Raw genomic sequence first — 23,763 nt, 5'->3', positions numbered from 1 at the left:
CCTGTGAAGTCGTCGACCTCAATCTACTCGGGTGCCCCGGCCGGACCCCGAATCGACGGCGATTGTCAGGCGTGCCGACCACTGTCGTCGGCGTACCGGGTCAGGAGCCGCGCGAACTCGAGACGATCGGCGTCGGTCCAGGCCGAGGTGATCTGTTCGAAGGTCTCGCGTTGCAGGCGGCTGAAACGATCGCGGAGCTCGACACCTGCCGGCGCCAGTCTCAGCACGGTCCGGCGCCCGTCGGCAGCGGATGCGGCGCGCTGGAGGTAGCCGGAATCAATGCAGTCGGTGACCATGCGGCTCGCGACCGACGGATCCACGTTCAGCTGGTCGGCGACGGCACCGACAGTCATCTCCCCGTCTGCTTCGTCGACCACGTTGATGATGAGGTTGCGGGTGAGGTCGCGCTTGGTCATACCGTGGTCGGTCAGCGCTTGATTCGTGCGGCGGCGCAGGCGCGAGAACGCGGCACCGACGTCATCGAGGAGAGCGTCTGGGGTTTTGTTCGGATCCACACCCCGAGTCTAGCCTTGCATGCGTGTTTGCATATCCATGCTGTTGTGCACATACTTGTGAGTGCGCATCCATTTGAGCTGCCGCAGAACATCAAAGGAGACCTCGTGTCCGTCACCGCCATCATCCATGCACGCGTTTTCGACGGTGAGAACACCACCGAGAATCAGACCGTCATCATCGACAGGTCCACAATCGTCGGCGTCGGCGGGCCCGTCCCGGCCGGGGCACAGATCGTCGATGCGACGGGCGCGACCCTGCTCCCCGGCCTGATCGACGCTCACGTGCACACCTCGCCGGACTCGCTCAGGCTCGCTCTGGCCTTCGGCGTGACCACCGAGCTGGAGATGCAGGGCACGTCGACCAGGTTCAATCGCGCGCACATCTCCGCCGACGACACGCTGGCGGATGTGCGCTCGGCCGGCTTCGGGATCACTCCCCCCGGTGGCCACCCCAGCGAGCTCTTCCCCAAGGGTGACCGCCCCACCGACGACGACGACCCGGAGCCGGCCGACGGAGCCCCGGCCTTCGTGATGCCGTTCTCCACGACGCCGGCCGAGGCCGTCGCGTTCATCCCACAGCTGCTGGCCGGCGGGTCGGACTACATCAAGTTCATGGTCGACGACGGCAGCGTCGAGGGCCACCCCGGACTGCCCATCCTGGATCAGGCCACCCTCGACGCCGGTGTCGCGGAAGCACATCGCCTGGGAGCGCTCACCGTTGCGCATGCGCTCACCGTCGACGCCACCCGGATGGCCATCGACGCCGGCATTGACGGGCTGGCGCACCTGTTCATGGACCGCCCGCATACCCCGGAGATCATCGATGCTATCGCCGAATCGGGTGCTTTCGTGGTCGCCTGTGTGGTCCTGAACGCATCCATGATGGGCATCAGCGGCGCGGAATTCGCTGCGGACCCCCGGGTGCACACGAAGCTGAGCCCCGAATGGCTCACCACCATCCAGGCCAGCTTCGACCGCTACCCGCAGGGCCGGCTCGGTGACGTGCTCGCGTCGGTGAAGGCCCTGCACGAGGCCGATGTCGACCTGATCGTGGGAACCGACGCATCCGTTGCCGTGCCGTTCCTGGGCGGACTCGCCCACGGAGCCAGCGTGCACCACGAACTCCAGCTCCTCGTGCAGGCCGGGCTGACCCCCGCCCAGGCCCTCACTGCTGCGACATCCACCCCTGCCCGACGCTTCGGGCTCAGCGACCGCGGCCGGATTGCCGAGGGTCTGCGGGCCGACCTGTTGCTCGTCGACGGGGACCCGACAACCAACATCTCCGACACGCTCTCCATCCGTTCGGTGTGGCGGAACGGAACAGCCGCCGTCTGATCACGACGGCGGGTGCGTCACTCCAGGGGCTCGGCGGCGACGCGACGGTCGGAGGGCAGGATGCCCAGGCAAAGCAGGAGGGCAATCAGCTGCAACGTCCCCGACACGAAATAGAGCGTGTGCAGGAATGAATACACCGGCAGCAGTGCGACCTCCACGTAGATCCAGATGATCATGCCGAAGCCGGCGACCCCGGCCGCGCCGGTGTACCAGGGCTGCCGCCCGTGCTGCCCGAGCACGGCGAGCGCCTGCGTGCCGCCGATGACCACCAGCAGGATGAACCCAGGGATCACGTAGGAGTCGAACGGGGTGCCGACGAGCCAGCTCATCGGCATCCCCATCCCGTTGCCTACGATCAGGCCGAGCCCGCCGCCCAGCGCTGACAACAGGTTGAACCAGCCCATGACCAGCAGCGCCAGCCACCACAGGCGACGTGGCCGGGGCCGGTCGGTGCCGGGCACGGCGGGGCGAACGGATGCGGGATGGGACGCCATATCGCCATCCTGATCCCCCGGCGTGCGGGTCACAATCCCCCGCCCGGGTGGCGCGACATCAGTCGCGGTGCGGGCTACAGGCCGGTCAGGGTGCCGCGCACTATCGAGTCACCCGAGTGGGCCGGGTTGCCGTCGGCGGGTTCGGCCGAGACGTCCACCACCGGGAACTCGGCCAGGTCAAGGTCCGCCGGGAGGCTGAACCGGCCGGTCGCGCCGTCGAGCAGCCCCACACTGACCAGCCCGGTGGCGTCGGCGGTGAGCAGCCACACCTCGCGCAGCCCCTCGTTGCCGGTATCGTCGGCCAGGTCCACCACGACCTCGCGGCGCCCGTCCGCGGACTCCTCCACCGAGGCACTGCCGCTGGCCGTCCAGCCGGGCAGCGCGTCCAGTTGCGCCTGGGCGAGTACGGTCTCCGCGGCCGGTTCGCGGGTCGACTGCCACCAGACCCCGCCCACGATGCCGCCGACGATGCCGACCGTGCAGGCCGCCGCGGCCACGGGCAGCCAGACGCGACGGCGCCGGTGCTGGTCCAGCTGCACAACGGGCGCCGGCTCTCCTGCCGGTTCGGCGCCAGGGCGCTCTGTCCCGCTCGCGGCGCCCGCGGCAGGTCCGACACCAGGGGTCGTGTGCTTTGTCAGGTCCCCGCCGGCCAGGTCCCCGCCGGCCAGACCGGCCGCCGCGAGGTCGACCTCCGCCAGCCGCGGCGGCGCAGCCACCGCGGCGGAGAAGCCGAGGGCCGAGTGGATGCGGCCCCAGACGGCATCCGCGGGTTCGACCAGCTCGACGCTGCCGGCGCTGCGGCCGATCAAGACGGTGCGGCGCAGCGCATCCAGCTCGCCGACGCAGCCCGGGCAGGCGGCCAGGTGCTCGCGTTCGGCGGGAGTGAGGTCGAGCTCGGCGAGCGCGACGAGGGCGAGCGTGTCGCGGTCAAGATGCGTCATCGTTCGCCTCCAATCGAGTGCGCAAGCGGGTAAGGCTGCGGCGGATATGACTTTTCACGGTGCCGAGCGGCAATCCGAGGCTATCGGCGATCTGCACGTGGGTGAGGTCCTCGTAGAACGCGAGTCGCATCACACGTTGCGGCACCGGTTCGAGGCGGTTGAGCTCCTCGCCGATCAGCAGCCGCTCGGCCACGTCGGCGGACTCATCAACCGTGTACAGGTCGGCCTCGTCCACGAGGGACTGTTCGAGGCGCCGCCGCCGGGCGCGGGCGTCGTGCGCGTCGGCGATGGTATGCCGGGCGATGCCCACGATCCAGGCGGGCAACGCCGCCCGACCCTCGTCGAACCCGTGCCGGCCGCGCCACGCGGCGATGAACACCTTCTGCGTCACGTCTTCGGCCTCACCGGTGTCGCCGAGCGAGCGCACCGCCAGGGTGTACACCAGCGACGACCAGCGCGCGTAGGCCTCGGCGAGGGCGTGTTCGTCGCCCGCGCGAAACCCCGCGATCAGGTGGGCCTGGTCACGATCATCGTCGGTGCTGTTCGCAAAGGGGGTGCTCACGTCAACGTGCTGCCTCCGGGATCGGTACCGTGTGGTGCGGGTGTCCATCTCAGCACTCACGACCCGATCGAACCGGCCCGCGAGTGCGACCAGCATAACCACCCCCGGCCTCTGTACGCACGCCCCGTTCGGGCGGTAGGGTCCGACTCACGTTCATGGCGCCGGCACCGCCGTCACGATCACGTTGGACAGGTACCGTCGGGCGTCGTAGTCGAACTCGCCGCCGCAGGTCACCAGTGTGAGCCGCGGCTGACCGGACCTGTCAAACACGCTCGCCCACGGTACCGCCGGCTTTTCCACGCTGTCGACGGATGCCACTGTGTACCGGTGCGCGCCGCCGTCGGCAGTCTCCAACACGATCTCGGTGCCCGCCGGAGCGTCGGCCAGCAGGGCGAACGGGCCGATGTCGTAGACGAGGGAATCCACGTGCGCGGCGACGACGGTGGCGCCGGCCGGGCTGGCGGGGCCGGCGCCGTACCGGTACCAGGCGGCGACGGCGGGGTTCGCCGGCAGGGCCATGGCCGCGTCCTCGGCCAGGCCGACGGCCTCGATCGGCATGTCGATGCCCAACGCGGGCACCCGCACCCGTACCGGAGCGCTGACCGGGCCGGCCAGCCCGGCCAGGTCCGCGGACCGGCGCGGCACATCCGGTACCGCCGGCGGCGGAATCGGAGCCGGCGACGGCACCCGGGCCGGAGCCGAGATTGACGGTTCCTGCCCGGTGCGGCCGGCCCACGGCAGTCCCCCCGGAAGCCCGGCGGAGGCTGGACCGCCCAGACCGGTGAACCCACCGGTCGCCGGGCGTCCCGCCCCGCCGACCCCATCGACGTCGCCCGTTACGGCGAATCCACCGGCGGCAGGATCAGTGCCGCCGATCCCGGAGGCCGGGGCCGCGCATCCGCTGAGCAGGCCCATTATCAGCCCACCCACCAGGACCGGACCGACCACGGCGCGGGTCACAGTGGGCCACCCGAACAGGCTCACCACCATGACCCGCACCTTCCTTGTCAACGACCCGTTACTGCCGCGCCTCGGCGCGCCGGGTGCCGTAAACCGCCGCCGCGCTGATCATCAGCACCAGGGCGATGGCCGCGCCGCCGAACCACAGGCCGGAGCTGTTCCCGGGCTGGTTAGTTGCCACCAGGCCCGCGCTGCCAGCGGGAACGCCGTCAGGGTTGGAGTGCAGCCCGTCGATGGTCTGCACCGCGAGCGCCAGGTTGCTGTCGGTCAGGCTGCCCCAGGCGTACACGATGGTGTTGGTGCCCTCGGCCACGTTCACGTCGGCCGGGCCGATCACCGGGTCGGTGGTTCCGGTCGCGGCCACGGAGGCCGACACCGTGCCGGCCGGCAGGGTCAGCATGGACTCATCGGGGTTGCTCAGGTTGGTGATCACCGCGGTGCCGCCGGCGAGCACGTCCACGGCGGGGGCCGCGGCGACGTGACGCACCGTGAGTCGGCCTTCGCCGGCGCCGACGGTGCTGATGTCGTTGGCGAACAGGGTCGCCGTGGGTGCCCCGGCCGCGTCGAGGTGCGCGGCGGCGGTGTAGTTCTTGCCCGCCTCCAACGAAAGGTCGACCGGACCGATGGCCGGCGAACTCGCGTCCGCGGCATCCGATGCCGTGATCGCCACGGTGTAGGTGCCCGCGGGCAGTTCGAGCGGGCCGGCGATGTCGCCGGGTTCGAAGTTATCCAGGGTGAGTGCGTCGTTCACGTACACGTCGACGGTGAGGCCGGGTACCCCGTGCAGCACGGAGAGCTGGGCGACGTCGGTTGCGGCGTTCGCCGGGGCGATTCCCGCCAGGGCGACAAGGGCGCCGGCTGCGATGCCGACGGTGATGGTCTTGCGCATGGTTTCCTCCAGTCAGTGGAACGAGAGCGGGAACCTGTCGGTTTCCCGTTACCCGTTACTTCCGGAGGACTCCCTCATTCGGATGCACCCTGCCGAGAAAATTTCTCAAGCAGTGGGCCTCGCATCCAGTTGCAGCAAAGTGCCCCTTCGACGCTCGCGAAGGGGCACGGTCCGGCACGTCGCCGGCAGATGCGGACGCGCGTGTCAGGCCTGCTCGACGACCTCCGAGGTAGCCAGCACCGCACCGGCGTGCGCGAGTTCGGCCAAGGCCTTCTCGCTGGACTCCGGTGCCACTCCGGCGATGAGGTCGGTGAACACCCGCACCTGCTGGCCGTGCTCGAGGGCATCCAGCCCCGAGGCGCGCACACAGAAGTCGGTGGCCAGGCCGACCAGGTCCACGTGTGTCACGCCGGCGGCGATGAGCAGCTCGCCGAACTTCTCGCCCGACCCGTCGACGCCCTCGAAGATCGAATAGCCCGGCTGGCCCTGCCCCTTGAGGATGTGCACCGTCGACTCCGGCAGCGTCAGCGCCGCGTGGTACTCCGCGCCGGTGGTGTCGGCGACACAGTGCGCCGGCCAGGTGTCCACGAAGTCGGGTTCGGCATCCACCGCGAAGTGGCCGTTGTTGCCGCCTTCGGCGTCGTGCCAGTCACGGGAGGCGAAGATGTGCCCGTAGGTGTTCGGATGCGCCGCCAGCAGGGCGCTGATCGCCCCGGCCACGGCGGCCCCGCCGTCAACCGCGAGGGCGCCGCCCTCGGTGAAGTCGTTCTGAACGTCGATGATGATCAGTGCGCGGGTCACGGATGCACTCCTGTCGGTTGAAAGTCACTTAGGTGTTCGAGAGGTTGTTTCCGCAGCGGAAAAACCCTGTCGTGATGGTATCGATCGCCTGCTTCGCATTATCACCCACATCACCCAGCGCGTATACGGCGAAGGTGAGGGTGCTGCCGTCGCCGGCCTTGATGATGCCGGCGAGGGTGTAACCGGTGTCGATCCAGCCGGTCTTGGCGAACACGGCGCCATCGGCATCCGCGTTGCCGCCGCTGAACCGGTCGCTGTAGGAGAGCGAGCCTGAGCTGCCGCCGGCGACGGGCAGACCGTCGAAGATCACGCCGAGGCTGCCCTCGCGGGCGTTGATCTTCTGGAACAGCTTGGTGAGGTAGCCGGGTGGCACAGCGTTGTTGTCACTGAGCCCGGAGCCGTCACTGACGCGGATGCCGGTGGTGTCGATGCCGTACTCGGCCAGTCCCGCGAGCACGGCGGGCTGGATGGCGCCGAAGGTGTTGCCGGTGCCGCTCTCCACGGCCACCAGGCGGGCGAGCATCTCGGCGAGCGCGTTGTCGGAGACGATCAGGGACTGCTGGATCAGGGTGGACACCGGTTGGGACTGCACGGCGGCGAGCTGGCCGGCGCCGGCCGGGGCGGTGCCGACACTCACGGTGGGGTCGCCGCCAAGCTCGTCGGCGAACGCGGCGCCGGCCCGCGCCACCGGGTCGTCGCCGCGGGCGGAGGTGCTGTTGTACGGGTTGTCCCGGTCGCCGTCCACCTGCAGGGCCGTGATCTCGGGCATGTACCCCTGGGTCTGTTCCTTGCGGTCCCAGCTGGGCTCCCAGGCCGGGTCGCCGAAGTAGCTGGAGTCCAGCAGCACGGAGGTGATCGCGGTGCCGTCCATCGCCGCCCGGGTCTGTTCGGCGAGATCGTCGAGGTGCGCGGCGCCGGCGTAGAAGGACTCGTCGCCGCTGGGGGTGCTCGAGAGGGTGAGGTCGCCGCCGCCGACGAGCACCACCTGGCCGGGTTTGCTGCCGGCGACCACGGTGGTGGTGGCGCGGTAGTCCGGGCCGAGCACGCTCAGCGCGGCAGCGGAGGTGAGCACCTTGAGCACGCTGGCCGCACGGGATGCGGTGCTGCCGCCCCGGTCGAAGAGGATCTCGCCGGTCTCGGCGTTGACCACCTGGGCCTGGAACTCGCCCAGCCGCTCGTCCGCGGCGAGGTCGGCCACCGNGGAACTCGCCCAGCCGCTCGTCCGCGGCGAGGTCGGCCACCGAGCAGGTGCGCAGCGGGGCGGTGACGGTGGCGAGGGTCGGGGCGGGCCGCAGCTCCGGGGTGATCGGGGCGGGGGTCGGGGTGGGCGTGGCGGATGCGTCGGGTGCGGCCACGGCGACCGGCTTGGCGTTGCCGCTGGCCGTGCCCGCCCACACGGCGCCGCCGCCGAGCAGCACGAGGGCCACGGCCGCGGCGACGATCAGGCGCAGGGGTGTGCGCGTGGTCTGCTCAGGCACGGACGGTTCGGGGGTATCCACTAACGAAGGTTACCGAGCCGGGGTGGGAGCCCGGCAAGAGCGCCGGGTCCGGGCTGGCGCATCCGCGCTGGCTGGTTGCGGCCTGGCGGCGCGGGTTCGTGGTCACGGCACGGGTTGCTGGTCGCGGCACGGGTTCGTGGTCACGGCACGGGTTCGTGGTCGCGGCACGGGTTCGTGGTCGCGGCACGGGTTCGTGGTCGCGGCACGGGTTCGTGGTCGCGGCGCGGGTTGCTGATCACGGCGCGGGTTGCTGCGCGCGGTTGGGTGCGCGCCCGTGGAAAAGACAAGTGCGCCAGGACAGCAGCGCGAACCATCCGACCGCACGTTACCTCCGTAGGTCTACGCCCCGCCTCGCGGCAAGCGTTAGTGCTCGCGGCACGGGTTACTCCTCGCGGCACGCGTTAGTCCCGGCGGCACGCGTTAGTCCCGGCGGCACGGGATCTACGGTGTGCCGCCGTGAACAAGACCAGCCATGAGGAAGAAAGCATGCCGCGACAGCAACTCGGGACCGCCGACCGCGCCGTACCTCCGCCGGGCCATGCCCGCCCTCGCGGCACGCGCAACTCCTCGCGGCACGCGTTACTCCTCGCGGCACGCGTTAGTCCCGGCGGCACGCGTTAGTCCCGGCGGCACGCGTTATTCCCGGCGGCGCGCGTTATTCCCGGCGGCACGGGGTCTAAGGTGCGCCGCCGAGAACAAGACGTGCCACGAGGAAGAAGGTGTGCCGCGACAGCACCGGACAGATCGGTTGCGCGCCCCAGCCTTAGTCGCCGAGGTAGACCAGGCCGATCTGGGCGCGGATCGCGTCGAGGGTCTCCATGATCTGTACGGATTCGCTCGTGGTCAACAGGTCGCTGGCGATCAGGCCCGCCGCCACAAGCCGTTCGGCCTCGGCGGCCTGGAAGTGCATGCCCCGGCCGGTGATGGCGGGCGTCTCGTACGCCTCGACGACCTCGTTGGCGCTGTTGTACACGCGGAACGAGGTGGGCGAGTACCAGACCTCGTCGATGTCGATGCGACCCTCGGTGCCGAGGATGCTGGCGGTGTTGTGCCCCTTGGTGTCGCTCGCGGAGAGCAGCGACGCGATCTGGCCGTCCGGGTAGTGGAAGATCGTGGCGATCTGGGCATCCACCCCGGTGGCCTTGAAGGTGGCAGAGGCGAGGATGGTCTCGGGCGGGCCGAACAGCGCCGAAGCGAACGACACCGGGTAGATTCCGAGGTCGAGCAGCGCGCCGCCGCCCAGTGCCAACGAGTTGATGCGGTGGGCGGGGTCGTCGGGCAGGTCCTGGGTGTGGTCGGCGATCAGGGAGCGCACGTCGCCGAGGCTGCCGGCGGCGAGAATCTCGCGGATGCGCACCATGTGCGGCAGGAAGCGGGTCCACATGGCCTCGAGCACGAGCAGGTTCTTGCTCTCGGCCAGGGCCACCACGGCGCGCGCCTCGGCAGCGTTGAGGGTGATCGGCTTCTCGATCAGGACGTGCTTGCCGGCCTCCAGCGCCAGGGTGGCGTTGGCCGCGTGGAACGGGTGCGGGGTCGACACGTAGATGATGTCGACCTCGGGGTCGGCCACGAGTGCCTCGTAGCTGGGGTGCGCGGTGGGGATGCCGAATTCGGCGGCGAAGGCATCCGCGGATGCCTGGCTGCGAGAGCCGACGGCCTGCACGGTGAAGCCGTTCTTCACGAGGTCCCCGGCGAATTGGTGGGCGATTCCGCCCGTGGCCAGGATTCCCCAGCGGAGTGCATCAGTCATGGTGCGAGCCTAGCGAACCCACTCGGCCGCACACCAGAACGGCATGTTATTGTGCCGGTCATGAGTGAAATGACCTTCGACGAAAAACGCCACGACCAGCTCACCACCGCCCCCAAGGCCAGCGAAGCGGATGCGGCGCCGCGGGTGACCGTGGACGAACAGGCCGATGGTGTGAAGCGCATCGACGTGGCCGACACCGCCGCGGTGCGGCCCGGCAAGACCGAGGAGTAACCCGTCACCTGACGTTTGCCGAGCGGTCATCGCGGCCGCATACGCTGACGCCTGTGAGCGAGAATCTGCTTCTGGCCCGGCGCACGACCCCGCAGCAGCGGGACGTGCCTCGCATGCTTACCCCGCCACGGCGGGCCGAGCCCCGCTTCGACACCCCGCTTCCGATCCAGCTGCCGCAGCCGGCCGTCCGGCCCGAGTTCGCGGTGCGCAATTCCCCGACCGACCTGGTCTTCCGAGCGCTCTGGCAGCTGGTGGGCGTCTACGTCTTCGTGGTGCTGCTGGTCAAGGACCGCCGACTGCCGCGCTGACCGGCACCGTCAGTCGGCGCGGGTCAGAACCGTGTCCAGCACGCGGTCCGCGATCGCCCGGTGGCCGGCGTCATTGACGTGCACCCCGTCGGACACCACCATGTCGTTCTGGATGACCACGGGGTCGAGCAGACTCACGTACTCGGCGTCGACCCGGTCCGCGGCGGCGCGCACCCAGCCATCCAGATCGGTGATCATGGCCGTGGCCGGCTCGGCGGTCGACGGCCCCACCGCGATGAGCCGGGCGTTCGGCAGGCCCTCCCGGAGAAGGCTGAACGTCCTGTCGACGGCGGCCTGCACCAACTCCGGGTCCGTGGCGAGCGCCCACCGGTCGTTCTGGCCACCGGCGATCACGACGACGTCGGGGGCGGGGGCGGCGATGTCGGCCACCCGGTCCGGGTAGGCGGGGCAGTCGTCCTGGCCGCAGCTGGCGACCCCTGCCATGGTGACGTACCCGGTGCCGCCCTGGCCCTCGTTGACCTCGGTCCAACCGGCGGCGTAGGCCACGACGGTCGTCCACTTCATGGTCGGATTCGAGGCGCCCCAGCCCTGGGTGTACGAATCGCCGAGGAACACGGCGACGGCGGGGTCGGTCGGTGACGTCGGCGAGTCCGTGGGTGCAGCTGACGCGGTGGGCGGGGCGGATGCGGTGGGCGATGGCGCCGCCGGGGGCAAGGTGGGCACCAGTGACGCGGTGGATGCGGCGCCCGCGCCGACCACGGCTGCCACCACCGCGGCGATGCCGCCAATCACGAGCACCAGAAGTGCGGCCATCAGCACCAGGCGCCGACGGCGCCCTGCGGCGGGCGGGCTCGTCGGGGTGCGCTGTTCTGCCATGCACCCAGCTTAGGAGCCCGCCGCAAGCCCACGAACCGTGAGAAAAGCACCAGCCGAGGCGGTTTTTCGGGGCTTTTCTGACAGTTCGCGAGTGGGGCGGCCCTAGGTGCGGGGCTTGATCTCGTCGGTGATGTCGGCCACCGTGGCCCCGTAGGCGGCGATGAGCGCGTCGGCGTCGACGAACGCGGAGTAGCCGTGCTCCCCTGCGCCCATCGCCACCCGGGCGCCGCGCATCCGCTCGTCGGCGAACACCGGCCAGGCGGTACTGCTGCCCAGCGGAGTGATGGTGCCGCGCGAATACCCGGTCGCGGCCAGGGCGAGGTCTTCGTGCGGCAGCGACAGCTTGTTCACGCCCACCAGGGCGCGCAGTTTGGCCCAGCTGATCTGCCGGTCACCGGGCACCAGCACGAAGAGGTAATCCCCGTCGTGGCGCTTCACCACGAGCGACTTGACGATGCCGGCCGGCTCCAGCCCCAGCAGCCGGGCAGCGCTCTCGAGGCTGTCGGCGGCGGGGCGCTCGACGATGTCGATGTCGAGTCCGCGCGCCCGCGCATCCGTTTCGACCCGTTCGCGCCCTGTGTCAGCCATGACCAAAGTCAACCACGCGGGTGGGGGTGCCGAGGCCGCCCGGCCCACGGATGCTCGCGGCTCGGCTCGTTCCTCGCGGCGCGGGTTAGAAGCCGCGCCACGAGGAATAGGGCGCGCCACCAGGACTACGGTGCGCCGCGAACGCGCAGACCGGGTCAGCCGAAGATCGCCCAACCGTGCGGCGGCACTGTGTGGCCGGCCGGGCTGGAGTCCGCCGCGCCGGCCAGCCGCTCGGCCGCATCCGTGACGACGGTCAGGGCCTCGTCGCCGAGGTTGAGCGCCACCACCAAGCGTTGGATGCCGTCGGTCACCTCGATCACGTACCCCGTGTTGGTCAGGGCGAGCGGCCGGCTCGTGGCCGTGTGCAGCCAGGGGTGCCGGCGCCGCAGCCCGATCAGCTCCTGGTGCAGCACGAAGGTGTCCGCGGCGACGGGATCCTGATCGGCGGACGGCAGGTCGGCGGGGCTCGCCGGGTAGGCGGGACGGATGGCGTCATCGCCGCCGGCGCGCTGCTCCTTCACGGCGCGCAGCCCACGCTCGTCGCCGTAGTAGATCGCCGGGGTGCCGCCGAGGGTGAGCAGCAGCACCAGGGCGTGCGGGTGGTGGCGTTCGTCTTGGATCTGACTGGCCAGCCGAGTCACGTCGTGGTTGCCGATGAAGGTGTACGGCACAAATGCGCCGAGGCACGCGGTGTGCCGGGTGAGCGCCCAGTCCAGTTCGAAGAAGTTGCGCTCGTTCAGCGCGTGCCAGATCGCCTGCCAGAGTTCGTACTGGGTGACGGTGTCCACCCCGGATGCGGCGACGAAGCCGGCGTAATCGCCGTGCAGCACTTCGCCCATCACGTACACGTCGGGGTGCCGCTCGCGCACCCGCGGCAGCACGCCGGCCCAGAACGCGGCGGGCATCGCGTATGCGGCATCGAGGCGCCAGGCGTCGATCCCCCGGTCGAGCCAGTGCGCCATCACGTCGGTGACGAGCTCGGTCACGGCCGGGTTGTCGTGGTTGAGCGTCACCAGGGCGTCGTGCCCCTCGAAGGCCACGAGCTCACCGGCCGATGTGCGGCGGAACAGGGCGTTCTCGGGCGCGGCCGGGTCGGCCAGAGCGGTGACCAGCGGCGTGAAATCCCGGCCGACGTGGTTGAACACACCGTCGAGCATCACCCGGATGCCGCGCCGCTGGCACTCGGCGATGAGGTGGTCGAGGTCTGCGGTGTCGCCGAGCCGCGGGTCGACCTCGAAGTAGTCGGTGGTGTCGTAGCCGTGGGTGCGGGAGGCGAAGACAGGGCCGAGGGCCAGGCCGTTCGCGCCGAGATCGAGCAGGTAGTCCAGCCAGGACTCGATCTGCCGCAACCGGTGCGTGGGCGAGCGGTCTTGCCCGGTGGTGTCGGCACCGACAAAGCCCAGCGGATACACGTGCCACCAGATCACGTGTTCGGTCCAGTTCGGCACGCCTCGACCCTATCGCGGTTGAACCGTGGTGGTCGGTGCCGGTCGCCATCGTCTGGATGCGCGTGGTGCAGGTCGCGACAACGACCCCCTAGGCGAACACTCCGGCACGATTGCAGCATCCGGCTCGCGCTCTGCCCGGTCTTGGGCCCCGAACTGGACCGTGCAATCTGACCCAGATTGCAGCATGGGCGTTGAGAGCCTGCGGGATTGGCGCCGGCCCAGCACTCGCCCTCGTCACCGCACCTCCTGCCGCCTCTCGCGCCCGCTATAGCGGGCGCGACGCGCCACAGGAGGCGCCGTGAGCGGTCGCGGGTGCGCCGACGTTCCGCAGACCGGGTCGCGGGGTCTCGACAAGCGCGACCAACGGATGGGAGGGAGCTGCGGAGAAAGAGAGGGCCGCCTATCAGAATCGAACTGATGACCTATTCATTACGAGTGAATCGCTCTACCAACTGAGCTAAGGCGGCGTGAGACCGAATACTTCCCGAAGAAAGACGCGCGGCGACACAGCATCCAAGCTTAGTCGATCGGGGAGGTCACGGTGTACAGCTCACGGAAGGACTTGGCGACCCAGGCCGACAACGGGGTGCAGTCATCCGCTTCGGCCCAGCACCGCCAGGCATGCCGGGTGGCAGCCATGGCGATCAGGGTCACCAGCAGCGCCCGCTGGGCGAGGGCCCCCGGGTCCTCGGCGAGGTGCGGGGCGTCGGCGGTGAGCCGGCGCTCGACGATGTGCTGCAGGCCGGCTTCGAAGTTGCGCAGGGTGGCCATCCGCATCGTGAAGAGGTAGCTGTTCTCTTTCATCACCGCGCGGCGCAGCTCGTGGATCTCCCGGTCGCCGTCGGTGTTCTGCAGGCTCCGGCTGATCAGCCCGGCCAGGTCGGTCATCACGTCGGAGGGTCCGCCGGCGACGAACCGCTCGATGTCCTCGTCGCAGGCCAACTCCAGCTCGTCGCCGACCAGGGCGGAATCCTTGGAGGCGAAGTAGTTGAAAAACGTGCGCGGCGAGATGGCAGCGACCCGGCTGATCTCCTCGACGGTCACCTTGTCGATGCTCCGCTGGGCGCATAGGGTGAGCACGGCACGCTGGATCTCCCGGCGGGTGGCCAGGCGTTTCCGTTCCCGCAGGCCTGGTTCGTCAGCAGCGCCCATCTGTCAACACATCGGGTCGGCCGCGGGCACGATGCCGTCGATCAGGTAGCTGTCGACGGTGTCGTTGACGCAGGCGTTGGACTTGTTGTACGCGGTGTGACCCTCACCCTCGTAGGTGACGAGCTGCCCGCTGTCGAGCTGCTCGGCGAGGTTCTGTGCCCACACGTAGGGGGTGGCCGGGTCGTTCGTGGTGCCCACGACGAGGATCGGGGCCGCGCCGGTGGCGTGGATGGCCTGGCGCTCCCCGGCGAAGGCGTGCGGCCAGCTGGAGCAGGAGATGTCGCCGTAGGCCATGTACTTGCCGATTGTGGGGGCGATCTGCTCGATCTGGGCGGCCTCGGCGCGCATGGAGGTGAGGTCGTCGTTGTAGGCGTAGTCCAGGCAGTTGATGGCCGTGAAGGCCTCGGTGGAGTTGTCGCGGTAGCTGCCGTCGGGGTTGCGGCCGTTGTAGCCGTCGGCGAACTGCATGGCCCCGTCGGCACTGCCCTGCAGCACGCCCTCGAACATGTCGCTGAGGTTGGTCCACGCCGTCGCCTGGTAGAGCGGGTAGATGATCGCGGTGAGCAAAGCGTTCGCGCCGAGCTGGCGGCCGTCGGTGGCGGTGATCGGGCTGGCATCCACCGACGCCAGCAGCGCCGAGATGGTGGCCATGGCGTCGTCGACGGTGCCGTCGAACGGGCAGGCCGAGCCCGCCAGGCAGTCGGTGAGGTAGGCGCGCAGGGCGTTCTCGAAGCCCAGCGCCTGGGTGCTGGTCACCTCGAAGTTGCTGGTGGACGGGTCGAGGGCGCCGTCGAGCACGAGCCGGCCGACCTTGTCGGGGTACAGCTCGGCGTAGGTGGCACCGAGGAAGGTGCCGTAGGAGAAGCCCAGGTAGTTGAGCTGGGCGTCGCCGAGCACCGAGCGCATCAGGTCGAGGTCGCGGGCGGCGCTGCGGGTGTCGACCTGGCCGAGCAGGGCCCCGGTCTCATCGCTGCAGGATGCGGCGAAGTCGGTGGCGCTGGCCTCCAGCTCCTGCACCCACGCGTCGCTGCCGCGCTCGGCGTCGGCGATCCCGTAGAGGTATTCGTCCATCTGCGCCGGTTCGTAACAGGCCACGGCCGAGGACATGCCGACCCCGCGCGGGTCGAACCCGACGATGTCGTAGCGTTCCTGCAGGGCAGCATCGGTTGCGTAGTCGACGGATGCCTTGACGAATTCATAGCCGGAACCGCCGGGTCCGCCGGGGTTGAGCAGCAGCGACCCGAGCCGGTCACCGGTGGCGGGTTGGCGCACCAGGGCGAGGTCGACCGAGCCGCCGGCCGGGTCTTCCCAGTCCAGCGGAGCCGACACGGTGCTGCACTGCATGCCGTTGTCGCAGTCGGACCACTGCAGCACCTGGCTGTAGAACGGATCCAGCGGCGCATCGACCTTTTCGCCGGTGGGCGTGGAGGTCGACGGTGCGGGCTGGGGCATGAACCACGTCACGCAGCCGGTCAGGCCGAGCGTCACTGCCACCGCGGCCGCCATGGTCGTGAATACGCGAGTGCGCTGGGTCACTGGGTTCCTCTTCTCTGGTGAATCCTGTGCATGTGCGGCGACTGCCGTCACCGTCGGATCATCGACACCAGCATGGCCTCGAGGGCCAGCGCCGGTGCCACGTTGGCTTCAATTCTCTGCCGGGCCAGGGCAATCGCATCCATCGTCGCGACGGTGGTCGCCGGCGGGCAGGCCCCGGCGGCGCGGCGCAGTTCGGGCAGCAGCTCGAGGTTGATGATGGTGCTGTCCCGGCCCAGCTGCATCATCATCACGTCGCGGTACAGCGAGGTGAGGTCCACCAGGATGCGGTCGATGCCGTCGCGCAGGCTGCGGGTGGCGCGGCGCTTCTGGTCGTCTTCGAGGTTCTTGATCTGGCTGCGGAGCGCGGGCGGCACCGACTGGCCGGGTTCCACGCCGAGCGAGCGCAGCACACCCTCGCGTTCGACCGCATCCCGCTCGATGGTGATCGCCTTGGCGTCATCGCCGGCGATGGCGAGCAGTCGGGCAGCGGCGTTGACCGCGGTGGACACCCCCGTGAGGCCGAGGGCGGCGCGGAGGGTCTCCTCACGGCGGGCGCGGGCCTCGGCGTTGGTGGCGAGCCGCAGGGCCATGCCGATGTGGCTCTGCGCCTCACGGGCGGCCCGTTCGGCGACGGCCGGCTCCACGCCGGTGCGACGGATGAGCAGCTCGGCCACCGCGTCGATGCTCGGCACCCGCAGACGCACGGTGCGCACCCGGGAGCGGATGGTGGGCAGCAGGTCGGCCTCGCTGGGGGCGCAGAGGATCCACACCGTGCGTTCCGGCGGCTCCTCGAGCGCCTTGAGCAGCACGTTGGAGGTGCGCTCGACCATGCGGTCGGCGTCTTCGACGACCACCACGCGGTAGCGACCTACCGACGGGGAGTACTGCGAGCGGGCCACGGCTTCCTTCACGGAATCCATCTTGATGATGACGCCCTCGGTGCTGAGCACGGTGAGGTCGGGGTGGGTGCGCGCGTCGACAAGCTTCTGGGTGGACTCGTCGCCCTGCGGCGTGCCGGGGCTCAGCAGCGCGGTCGCGAAGGCGAAGGCGAGGTTGGAGCGGCCGGAGCCGGGCGGGCCGGTGATCAGCCACGCGTGGGTCATTGAGGAGGAGGTGCTGCGGGCGGCGGCGCTCGTCGCGGTAGCGGCATCCGTAGCGGTAGCGCTCGACTGGGCGGCATGGATGTCGGCGTCGGGGCGCTCGAGTGTGGCGACCGCTCCCGGGCGCTCTGCGGCGGCACGGAAGATGGCGATCGCATCTGCTTGACCCGTCAGGTCGTCCCACACTGCCATTCGTCAAGGCTACCCGGAGCCGGTGACAGCCGGGTGCGGGTGCCTCCCCCGCCGAGTTGCCAGTTGAAGCCCGTTGGCTTCCCGTGAAGCGGCACCAACTGGCATCTCACGCGCGCGCAGCGCATCGAGTTGCCAGTTGAGGCCCCCTGGATGCCTTCCAACGGGCGTCAACGGGCATCTCGCGGCACCGCACATCCGCCCACTTGCCGCAAAACGCCCCCTGGCCGCCGCCACAAGGGACTTTTCACGCAAGTCACGGATGCTGAATCTCTCGACTTGCCGCAAGATGCCCCCTCCTGGCGGGCGAAAGGGGGTTTTGCGGCAAGTCGGGGCGGGTGCGGCGGGACGCCCTAGAGCAGGGCGGCAACGCGGGCGCGGATGAGCGCGGCGAGTTCGTCGACCGGCAGCGACGCATCCAGCACCAGAAAACGGTCGGGCTCGGCGGCGGCGAGGTCGAGGAACGCGGCGCGCACCCGGGCGTGGAACTCGCCCTTCTCGGCTTCGAGCCGGTCGAAGACCTTGTCGGCGGCGTCGAGGCGGCCGCGGGCGGCGGTCTCGTCGAGGTCGAGCAGCAGGGTGAGGTGCGGCAGCAGGCCCTCGACCGCCCAGAGCGAGAGGTCGCGCACCTCGGTGCCGCCGAGTACCCGGCCGGCGCCCTGGTAGGCGACGGAGGAGTCGAGGTAGCGGTCCTGGATGACGATTTCGCCGCGGGCCAGCGCCGGGCGCACCAGGGTGCCGATGTGCTGGGCCCGGTCGGCGGCGTACAGCAGGGCCTCCGCGCGGGGCGAGACCTCACCGCGGTGGTGCAGCACGATCTCGCGGATGGCGACGCCCACCTCGGTGCCGCCGGGCTCGCGGGTGCGCACCACGGTGCGACCCTGGGCCTGCAACCACTCGCCGAGCAACTGCGCCTGGGTGCTCTTGCCCGACCCGTCGCCACCCTCGAGGGTGATGAACAGGCCGGGCTTCACAGCATCCGTCACGACTGCGCGGCCGCCTGTGCTGCCTTCGCGGCCGCGTTGGCCGCCCGGGTGGCTGCGGCTTTCGCGGCGGTGGCGGCCTTCTGCTCCGGGGTGCGCTCGGCGCGCACGCCGGGGGTGGCCGCAGACGTGCCGGTCTTCTTGACCGGGGCCCGCTTTGCGGCGGTCTTGGTCACCGCACCGGCCTTCACTGCGCCGGCTTTTTTGGCCGGGGCCTTCTTCGCGGCGGGCTTCTTGGCCGCCGGCTTCTTGGCGGGAGCTTTCTTCGCCGGCGACTTCTTCACCGCCGGGCCCTTGGCCCGCTTGTCGGCGAGCAGTTGCACGGCGCGCTCGTAGTCGACCTCGTCAACACTCTCGGCCTTGGGGATGGTGGCGTTGGTGATGCCATCCGTCACGTAGGCGCCGAACCGGCCGTCCTTGATCTTGATGGCCTTGCCGCTCTCCGGGTCGGGCTCTTCGAAGTCCTTGAGCGCGCTGGAGGCACGGCGGGCGCCGTACTTGGGCTGCGCGTACAACTCGATGGCGCCGGCCAGGTCGATCTCGAAGATCTGGTCCTCGCTGGTGAGCGACCGGGTGTCGACGCCCTTCTTGAGGTACGGACCGAACTTGCCGTTCTGGGCGAGGATCTCGGTCTGCGTCTCGGGGTCCAGGCCCACCACGCGCGGCAGGTTCAGCAGCGCCAGCGCGGTGTCGAGGTCGACGGTGGCCAGGTCCATGGATTTGAACAGCGACGCCGTGCGCGGCTTCACCGCGGCGGCGGCCTTCTTGGCCGGGGTCTTGCGCTTGGGCTTGGCGGCGGCAGCGGGTGCGGCGGCCGGGGCTCCGGCGTCGGCCAGCGAGGTGACCTCGCCGGTAAGCGGGTCGATGGACTCGCCGGGACCGTCGGTGTCCGCCGGCGGCTCGAGCTCGGTCACGTACGGGCCGAAGCGGCCGTCCTTGGCGACGATCTCCTTGCCGTTGTCCGGGTTCACGCCGATGACGCGGTCGGTGACGACCGGGGCATCCACGAGTTCACGGGCCTTGGCAGGGGTGAGCTCGTCGGGTGCCAGGTCCGGCGGGATGTTCACCCGGCGGGGGGTGGCATCCGGGTCGGCGGTGGGGTCGGCGACTTCGAGGTAGGGGCCGTACTTGCCGATGCGCAGGGTGATGTCATCGACGATGTGGATCGAGTTGATCGAGCGGGCGTCGATCTCGCCGAGGTTGTCGACGACCTGGCGCAAGCCGCGGTGCTTCTCCGAACCGAAGTAGAAGCTGGTCAGCCAGTCCACCCGGTCGGCGGTGCCGCCGGCGATGCGGTCGAGGTCGTCTTCCATTTCGGCGGTGAAGTCGTATTCCACCAGGTCGGTGAAGAACTCCTCGAGCAGCCGCACCACGGAGAAGGCGATCCAGTTCGGGATCAGAGCCTGCCCGCGCGGGGTGACGTAACCACGGTCGGTGATGGTGGAGATGATCGACGCGTACGTGGAGGGGCGGCCGATGCCGAGCTCTTCGAGCTTCTTCACCAGGCTGGCCTCGGTGTACCGGGCGGCCGGAGTGGTTTCGTGGCCCTTGGCCTCCACCTCGACGAGGGTCAGCGTCTGGCCCTCTTCCAGCGGCGGCAGCTTCGACTCGGTGGGGTCGGTGGAGGCGTTCCGCTCCTCGTCCCTGGACTCCTCGTACGCGAGCATGAAACCGCGGAAGGTGATGACGGTGCCGCTGGCGGCGAATTCGGCGAGCGCCTCGGAGGCGGCGGGGTGCGCGGCCTGGCCGGTGGGGCCCGCGGCGATGGTCACCGACGCGGTCGAACCGGTCGCATCCGCCATCTGGCTGGCGACGGTGCGCTTCCAGATCAGGTCGTAGAGCTTGAAGTCGTTGCCGCGCAGCGAGCTGGACAGCGAGGACGGGGTGCGGAAGGTGTCGCCGGACGGGCGGATGGCCTCGTGGGCTTCCTGCGCGTTCTTGCTCTTGCCCTTGTACAGGCGCGGGTTCGCGGGCACGGTCTCGGCGCCGTACAGCGACGCGGCCTGCTTGCGGGCGGCGGTGATCGCCTGCTGCGACAGCGAAGGCGAGTCGGTACGCATATAGGTGATGTACCCGTTTTCGTACAGCGACTGGGCCACGCTCATGGTCTGCCGGGCGGTGAAGCGCAGCTTGCGCGCGGCCTCCTGCTGCAGGGTCGAGGTGGTGAATGGCGCGGCGGGGCTGCGGCGGTAGGGCTTGGAGGCGACCTTGGTGACGGTGATCGGCACGCCGGGCACCTTGAGGGCGTCGGCCAGGGCGAGGGCGGATGCCTCGTCGAGGGTGGCCGCGACGACCTTGGGCTTGAGCTTGCCGGTGTCGTCGAAGTCGCTGCCGGTGGCGATGCGTTCGCCGCCGAGGCGCACGAGCTTGGCCTGGAAGCCGTTCTCGGCGGAGGCGCCGGGAACGAGCTGGGCGATGAGGTCCCAGTAGCCGGCGGACACGAACGCGAGGCGTTCACGTTCGCGGTCGACGACGAGGCGGGTGGCGGCGGACTGCACGCGGCCGGCGGACAGGCCGGGGCCCACCTTGCGCCAGAGCACGGGCGAGATCTCGTAGCCGTAGATGCGGTCCAGGATGCGCCGGGTCTCCTGCGCGTCGACGAGGGCGGTGTCGAGGTCGCGGGTGTTCTGGGTGGCCGCGATGATGGCGTCCTTGGTGATCTCGTGGAACACCATCCGCTTGACCGGGACCTTAGGCTGCAAGACCTGCAGGAGGTGCCACGCGATGGCCTCGCCTTCGCGGTCCTCATCAGTTGCGAGGAGGAGTTCGTCGGCGTTCTTCAGCGCCCGCTTGAGGTCACTGACGGTTTTCTTCTTCGCGTCGGAGACCACGTAATACGGTTCGAAGCCGTTGTCGACGTCGACGGAGAACTTGCCGAGCGGGCCCTTCTTGAGTTCCGGCGGCAGATTCTTGGGCTCGATCAGGTCTCGGATGTGCCCGACCGACGACAAAACCTCGTATCCGTCGCCCAGATAGGCGGCGATCGACTTCATCTTGGTCGGCGACTCGACAATGACCAGCTTCTTAGTGCCTGGCACCAGACTCCTCTTTATAGGTAACGGTCTGTGAAACGACCAAGCCACACCATACACACAGGAATCGAGTGCGCGCCGACGGTGACGGCGCGGGAGTGCCCCGAATTGACTCCACGGTAGCTCGCTCACGGCGCAGGGCAAGGCTGAAACGAGTGTGCACATGTGTTCGCGGAATTCGCGGCGGCATCGCCCGACACGCGGCCGGTGAGCCTCGGTTTGCGGATTAGGGGTTGCCTCCGCGGAGCACAGCCGCACAATAGAGACATGGTTACTGCAGCGCAGGGCACGTACACCGCGAAACTGACGGACGGCCCCCTCGAAGGAAAAACCGTCACCACCGAGTTCCTCGAATCCGGGGATCCCCGGCCGCGGATCGAGATACCCGCCGACGCAGCCGGCAAGCGGTACCTCTATGCCCGCGCCGCCGGTCTCGAGTTCGATTCCGCCGAGCATCCCGACAAGCCCTCCGCCGTGGACTACCGCTACCTCGAGGCGCTCTTCGACACTCCCCCAGCGACCACTTAGCCCGGCGATCGGGGATGCTGCACTTCTGGCGGCGAGCTCGAACACCGGCCTGACCATCGCTAGGGCGCCGGGCCGGCCCGCGCCCGGGAACCGATCGGGAACGCGCCCACCGTGCGGGACACCGCCACGGTGGCGATCAGGCCGTCCACCGAGCAGGTGACCAGGCGGGCGCCGTTCAGCTCCGCCGCCCGCGCCGCCGTGGCACAGGGCACGCCCGGCATGAGGCCGGAGGCGACGTCGGCCGCGGCGAGCGCCGCCGCATCCGCCGCACCCTGCACGGACTGACTGACCGGCAGCAAGGCCAGCAGCGGCACGAGCACGGCGGTCATCGTGACGAGCGCGCCGAGCAGCGCGACCGCGAGCACCGAACCGGATCCCCGCTCGCTGGCAGAGGTAGGCCGGCGGATGGGTGGGCGCGTCACGGGTCGTCGCTCGCGGTGTCGCTGGCGAGAGCGCAGGACCGGGCGGCGAGAGTGAGGCCCGCGGCGGCGAACGGCGCGAAGGCGCTCGGCGCGCTGAGCCGGGCGCAGACGAACTCCCCCTGGCGTTCCTCGGCGAGCGCGGTGCCGGGCGCCACCGCGGCCAGCAGCCCGGATGCCGGACCCGCGCCGTCGCCGCGGGCCAGCAGCCGGGCCACGTCGGCTGCGGCATCCGTCATGCGTACCTGTTGCCCGACCACCTGCACGGCACCCAGGCAGCAGGCCAGCACTACCAGCACTGCGGGCAGCACGGCCGCGAACTCGGCCGTGACGCTGCCCCGGTCCCGATGGAGTCGGTGTGCCAGCCCTGCCGCGGCTCGGTCACCCCACCGTGAGCGCACTGCGCACCAGCTCGGTGAGGATGCCGCGCACCTCGTCACCGCGCAGGATGACGATGAGCAAGCCGGCAAACCCGACGGCCGCCATGGTAGCCACGATGTACTCGGCGGTGGCCGCCCCGCGATCGTCACGCAACCGCAGGAGGGCGCGCATGCTGTTGGACCGCACCGCGCGGGTGCGCACGAGTGCGTTGCGTATTCCGGTACCCGCGCTGGGATTGTGCCGTAGCGGAGCGGCGGCACGGTCGGCGGCCGCCGCGCTTCCGGTGCTCTCCTCGGCTTGCGGGTGGTGCTCTGTCGGCGGGGCGGGCGGGCTGCTGAGGGTGGTCATGATGGATCTCCTTTCGCGTACAAGACGCGGTGCAAGCGGCGCGAGTGCAGCCAGCCTGTCGCGGCGACACCCGGCGCACCAACGACGGAAGCCCATCGGTGCACAAAAGTTCGAAACGGCAGCCTGTGGAGGAGCGCCCGAGTTCACCAGGGCGGGAGCACCCGAGCACCGTCACTCGACGCTGCCGAGGGTGGCGGCGAGCACGCTGAGCAGCAGCGGGGCGACACCGACAAGCATGAACGCCGGGAGCACACACACCCCTAGCGGGATCATCAGGGTCACGGCAAGGGTTTCGGCGCGTTGGTGGCCCGCAGTGCGCGCATCCCGCCGGGCCTGCGCGGCCTCGCTGCGCAACAGCTCACCGGCCGGCACCCCGGCTCGGGCCGAGAGGTCGAGCACTCGGTCGATGACCACGTCGGCGGAGTCGGTCGCACCGGTCGCGCGCAGGCCGAACCGTTCGGCGCTGCGCCGCGCGCTGGCGCGGGCCCGGTCGAGTGACCCGCCACCGGCCATGCCGATGGCGGTGAGGTCGAGCTCCAGTCCCGGCGCGGGCCCCTGGCGGCCGGCTGCGGCAACCAGGTGCCGGTTCCAGCGAGCGGCGCCGACCATCAGTAGGCACCCCGCGGCGAGACAGGCCAGCCCTGGGCCGGTGAGGAACAGGGTGCGCAGCGTGTCGAAGCCCATCAGGCTGCCGAACAACAGCGCCACCAGGGGCAGCACCATCACCAGCCGGGCCGTGGCGCGCGGGCCGGTGAGGGCCACGGTCAGGTCGCGGTGCAGCTGGCCGAGCTCCCGGAACGCGGCGGCCAGGTCGCGCAGGCATCCGGACAGGGGCGCACCGGCCCGGGTGGCGACATCCCACGCGGCGGCGAGGGCCCGCCACGCGTCGCCCAGCTGGTCAGGGAGCCCGGCGGCCGCGTCCGCGATGGCGTCGGCC

At 70.1% G+C, this 23,763-nt stretch carries 25 protein-coding genes and 1 tRNA gene; 4 read left to right on the top strand and 22 right to left on the bottom strand.

All coding sequences use genetic code 11. The features are described 5' to 3' along the window. Window positions 1-65: 65 nt before the first annotated feature. Window positions 66-515, bottom strand: coding sequence for a MarR family winged helix-turn-helix transcriptional regulator (locus E3T19_RS17265; RefSeq protein WP_198414929.1), 450 nt, complete (start codon window positions 513-515; stop codon window positions 66-68). Window positions 516-620: 105 nt separating this feature from the next. Here E3T19_RS17265 and E3T19_RS17260 point away from each other — a divergent pair, with 105 nt between their 5' ends. Then, window positions 621-1,850, top strand: a complete 1,230-nt coding sequence (locus E3T19_RS17260) for an amidohydrolase family protein (RefSeq protein ID WP_134409436.1) — start codon at window positions 621-623, stop codon at window positions 1,848-1,850. A 17-nt stretch (window positions 1,851-1,867) separates the two neighbouring features. On the opposite strand, the gene E3T19_RS17255 is transcribed toward E3T19_RS17260, so the two are convergent. The 8 genes from E3T19_RS17255 to E3T19_RS17220 form a co-directional block, all read right to left on the bottom strand. Continuing rightward, the gene (locus E3T19_RS17255; RefSeq protein ID WP_134409435.1) at window positions 1,868-2,344 is read right to left on the bottom strand and encodes a hypothetical protein; all 477 of its coding nucleotides are present in this window, start codon (window positions 2,342-2,344) and stop codon (window positions 1,868-1,870) included. 74 nt (window positions 2,345-2,418) lie between these two features. Then, a complete protein-coding gene (locus tag E3T19_RS17250) occupies window positions 2,419-3,285 on the bottom strand; it encodes an anti-sigma factor domain-containing protein (protein ID WP_134409434.1) in 867 nt (288 codons plus the stop codon). After that, window positions 3,272-3,847, bottom strand: a complete 576-nt coding sequence (locus tag E3T19_RS17245; protein WP_240632366.1) for an RNA polymerase sigma factor — start codon at window positions 3,845-3,847, stop codon at window positions 3,272-3,274. The genes E3T19_RS17250 and E3T19_RS17245 overlap by 14 nt, the downstream gene beginning before the upstream one ends. A gap of 153 nt (window positions 3,848-4,000) precedes the next feature. Next, complete coding sequence (locus E3T19_RS17240) at window positions 4,001-4,837, bottom strand: class F sortase (protein WP_088455202.1); 837 nt, start codon at window positions 4,835-4,837, stop codon at window positions 4,001-4,003. A gap of 28 nt (window positions 4,838-4,865) precedes the next feature. Next, window positions 4,866-5,696: a DUF4397 domain-containing protein gene (locus E3T19_RS17235; protein ID WP_134409433.1), complete on the bottom strand. Its 831-nt coding sequence runs from the start codon at window positions 5,694-5,696 to the stop codon at window positions 4,866-4,868. Window positions 5,697-5,900: 204 nt separating this feature from the next. Beyond that, entirely contained in the window at window positions 5,901-6,497 is a 597-nt protein-coding gene (locus E3T19_RS17230; protein ID WP_088455200.1) for an isochorismatase family protein, read from the bottom strand. A 28-nt stretch (window positions 6,498-6,525) separates the two neighbouring features. Next, complete coding sequence (locus E3T19_RS17225) at window positions 6,526-7,695, bottom strand: D-alanyl-D-alanine carboxypeptidase/D-alanyl-D-alanine-endopeptidase (RefSeq protein WP_241980334.1); 1,170 nt, start codon at window positions 7,693-7,695, stop codon at window positions 6,526-6,528. A gap of 1,064 nt (window positions 7,696-8,759) precedes the next feature. Then, window positions 8,760-9,746: a Gfo/Idh/MocA family protein gene (locus tag E3T19_RS17220; protein WP_134409432.1), complete on the bottom strand. Its 987-nt coding sequence runs from the start codon at window positions 9,744-9,746 to the stop codon at window positions 8,760-8,762. Between the two features lie 60 nt (window positions 9,747-9,806). Between E3T19_RS17220 and E3T19_RS17215 the strand changes: the two genes are divergently transcribed. Then, the gene (locus tag E3T19_RS17215) at window positions 9,807-9,977 is read left to right on the top strand and encodes a multidrug transporter (RefSeq protein WP_088455197.1); all 171 of its coding nucleotides are present in this window, start codon (window positions 9,807-9,809) and stop codon (window positions 9,975-9,977) included. Window positions 9,978-10,030: 53 nt separating this feature from the next. Then, on the top strand, window positions 10,031-10,285 hold the full coding sequence (locus E3T19_RS17210; protein ID WP_134409431.1) for a hypothetical protein: 255 nt from the start codon (window positions 10,031-10,033) through the stop codon (window positions 10,283-10,285). 9 nt (window positions 10,286-10,294) lie between these two features. On the opposite strand, the gene E3T19_RS17205 is transcribed toward E3T19_RS17210, so the two are convergent. The 9 genes from E3T19_RS17205 to topA form a co-directional block, all read right to left on the bottom strand. After that, window positions 10,295-11,122 carry an SGNH/GDSL hydrolase family protein gene (locus tag E3T19_RS17205; RefSeq protein ID WP_134409430.1) on the bottom strand — a complete coding sequence of 276 codons (828 nt, stop codon included), beginning with the start codon at window positions 11,120-11,122 and terminating at the stop codon, window positions 10,295-10,297. Between the two features lie 102 nt (window positions 11,123-11,224). Beyond that, entirely contained in the window at window positions 11,225-11,710 is a 486-nt protein-coding gene (locus tag E3T19_RS17200; RefSeq protein ID WP_088455194.1) for an aminoacyl-tRNA deacylase, read from the bottom strand. Between the two features lie 155 nt (window positions 11,711-11,865). Beyond that, the gene (locus E3T19_RS17195; protein WP_134409429.1) at window positions 11,866-13,158 is read right to left on the bottom strand and encodes an alpha-amylase family glycosyl hydrolase; all 1,293 of its coding nucleotides are present in this window, start codon (window positions 13,156-13,158) and stop codon (window positions 11,866-11,868) included. A gap of 394 nt (window positions 13,159-13,552) precedes the next feature. Continuing rightward, window positions 13,553-13,625 (bottom strand) — tRNA-Thr (locus tag E3T19_RS17190). A 52-nt stretch (window positions 13,626-13,677) separates the two neighbouring features. Further along, window positions 13,678-14,310, bottom strand: coding sequence for a TetR/AcrR family transcriptional regulator (locus tag E3T19_RS17185; protein WP_088455190.1), 633 nt, complete (start codon window positions 14,308-14,310; stop codon window positions 13,678-13,680). A 3-nt stretch (window positions 14,311-14,313) separates the two neighbouring features. Further along, window positions 14,314-15,846, bottom strand: a complete 1,533-nt coding sequence (locus E3T19_RS17180) for an alpha/beta hydrolase (RefSeq protein ID WP_370294279.1) — start codon at window positions 15,844-15,846, stop codon at window positions 14,314-14,316. A 47-nt stretch (window positions 15,847-15,893) separates the two neighbouring features. Beyond that, entirely contained in the window at window positions 15,894-17,138 is a 1,245-nt protein-coding gene (locus E3T19_RS17175; RefSeq protein ID WP_134409428.1) for a DNA polymerase III subunit delta', read from the bottom strand. A gap of 350 nt (window positions 17,139-17,488) precedes the next feature. Continuing rightward, on the bottom strand, window positions 17,489-18,109 hold the full coding sequence (tmk, locus tag E3T19_RS17170; RefSeq protein ID WP_088455188.1) for a dTMP kinase: 621 nt from the start codon (window positions 18,107-18,109) through the stop codon (window positions 17,489-17,491). Between the two features lie 8 nt (window positions 18,110-18,117). Continuing rightward, window positions 18,118-21,156 carry a type I DNA topoisomerase gene (gene topA / locus E3T19_RS17165; RefSeq protein WP_134409427.1) on the bottom strand — a complete coding sequence of 1,013 codons (3,039 nt, stop codon included), beginning with the start codon at window positions 21,154-21,156 and terminating at the stop codon, window positions 18,118-18,120. A gap of 261 nt (window positions 21,157-21,417) precedes the next feature. On the opposite strand from topA, the gene E3T19_RS17160 reads away from it, so the two are divergent. Then, window positions 21,418-21,678, top strand: a complete 261-nt coding sequence (locus E3T19_RS17160) for a hypothetical protein (protein ID WP_088455186.1) — start codon at window positions 21,418-21,420, stop codon at window positions 21,676-21,678. A gap of 59 nt (window positions 21,679-21,737) precedes the next feature. Here E3T19_RS17160 and E3T19_RS17155 read toward each other — a convergent pair whose 3' ends face one another. From E3T19_RS17155 to E3T19_RS19140, 4 genes are all read right to left on the bottom strand, one after another. Then, window positions 21,738-22,100 (bottom strand): Rv3654c family TadE-like protein, encoded by a 363-nt coding sequence (locus E3T19_RS17155; RefSeq protein WP_240632365.1) that lies wholly within the window; start codon window positions 22,098-22,100, stop codon window positions 21,738-21,740. Continuing rightward, entirely contained in the window at window positions 22,097-22,408 is a 312-nt protein-coding gene (locus E3T19_RS19225) for a TadE family type IV pilus minor pilin (protein ID WP_241980333.1), read from the bottom strand. Before E3T19_RS19225 ends, E3T19_RS17155 begins: the two co-directional genes overlap by 4 nt. A gap of 70 nt (window positions 22,409-22,478) precedes the next feature. Further along, window positions 22,479-22,679 (bottom strand): DUF4244 domain-containing protein, encoded by a 201-nt coding sequence (locus E3T19_RS17145; protein WP_370291635.1) that lies wholly within the window; start codon window positions 22,677-22,679, stop codon window positions 22,479-22,481. Window positions 22,680-22,997: 318 nt separating this feature from the next. After that, window positions 22,998-23,763, bottom strand: a 766-nt coding sequence (locus tag E3T19_RS19140) for a pilus assembly protein TadB (protein WP_166788915.1), incomplete at its 5' end; no start/stop codon positions are given.

The sequence above is a fragment of the Cryobacterium sp. TMT4-31 genome (assembly GCF_004403385.1).
GTDB lineage: Bacteria > Actinomycetota > Actinomycetes > Actinomycetales > Microbacteriaceae > Cryobacterium > Cryobacterium zongtaii.
This window is presented reverse-complemented; position numbering and strand designations above follow the sequence as displayed.

What these genes read in the sequence shown, in the direction of transcription:
- E3T19_RS17255 (WP_134409435.1), bottom strand. Translation starts at nt 2,344, where the DNA reads ATGGCGTCCCATCCCGCATCCGTTCGCCCCGCCGTGCCCGGCACCGAC.
- E3T19_RS17250 (WP_134409434.1), bottom strand. Translation starts at nt 3,285, where the DNA reads ATGACGCATCTTGACCGCGACACGCTCGCCCTCGTCGCGCTCGCCGAG.
- E3T19_RS17240 (WP_088455202.1), bottom strand. Translation starts at nt 4,837, where the DNA reads ATGGTGGTGAGCCTGTTCGGGTGGCCCACTGTGACCCGCGCCGTGGTC.
- E3T19_RS17235 (WP_134409433.1), bottom strand. Translation starts at nt 5,696, where the DNA reads ATGCGCAAGACCATCACCGTCGGCATCGCAGCCGGCGCCCTTGTCGCC.
- E3T19_RS17220 (WP_134409432.1), bottom strand. Translation starts at nt 9,746, where the DNA reads ATGACTGATGCACTCCGCTGGGGAATCCTGGCCACGGGCGGAATCGCC.
- E3T19_RS17215 (WP_088455197.1), top strand. Translation starts at nt 9,807, where the DNA reads ATGAGTGAAATGACCTTCGACGAAAAACGCCACGACCAGCTCACCACC.
- E3T19_RS17205 (WP_134409430.1), bottom strand. Translation starts at nt 11,122, where the DNA reads ATGGCAGAACAGCGCACCCCGACGAGCCCGCCCGCCGCAGGGCGCCGT.
- E3T19_RS17200 (WP_088455194.1), bottom strand. Translation starts at nt 11,710, where the DNA reads ATGGCTGACACAGGGCGCGAACGGGTCGAAACGGATGCGCGGGCGCGC.
- E3T19_RS17185 (WP_088455190.1), bottom strand. Translation starts at nt 14,310, where the DNA reads ATGGGCGCTGCTGACGAACCAGGCCTGCGGGAACGGAAACGCCTGGCC.
- E3T19_RS17175 (WP_134409428.1), bottom strand. Translation starts at nt 17,138, where the DNA reads ATGGCAGTGTGGGACGACCTGACGGGTCAAGCAGATGCGATCGCCATC.
- E3T19_RS17160 (WP_088455186.1), top strand. Translation starts at nt 21,418, where the DNA reads ATGGTTACTGCAGCGCAGGGCACGTACACCGCGAAACTGACGGACGGC.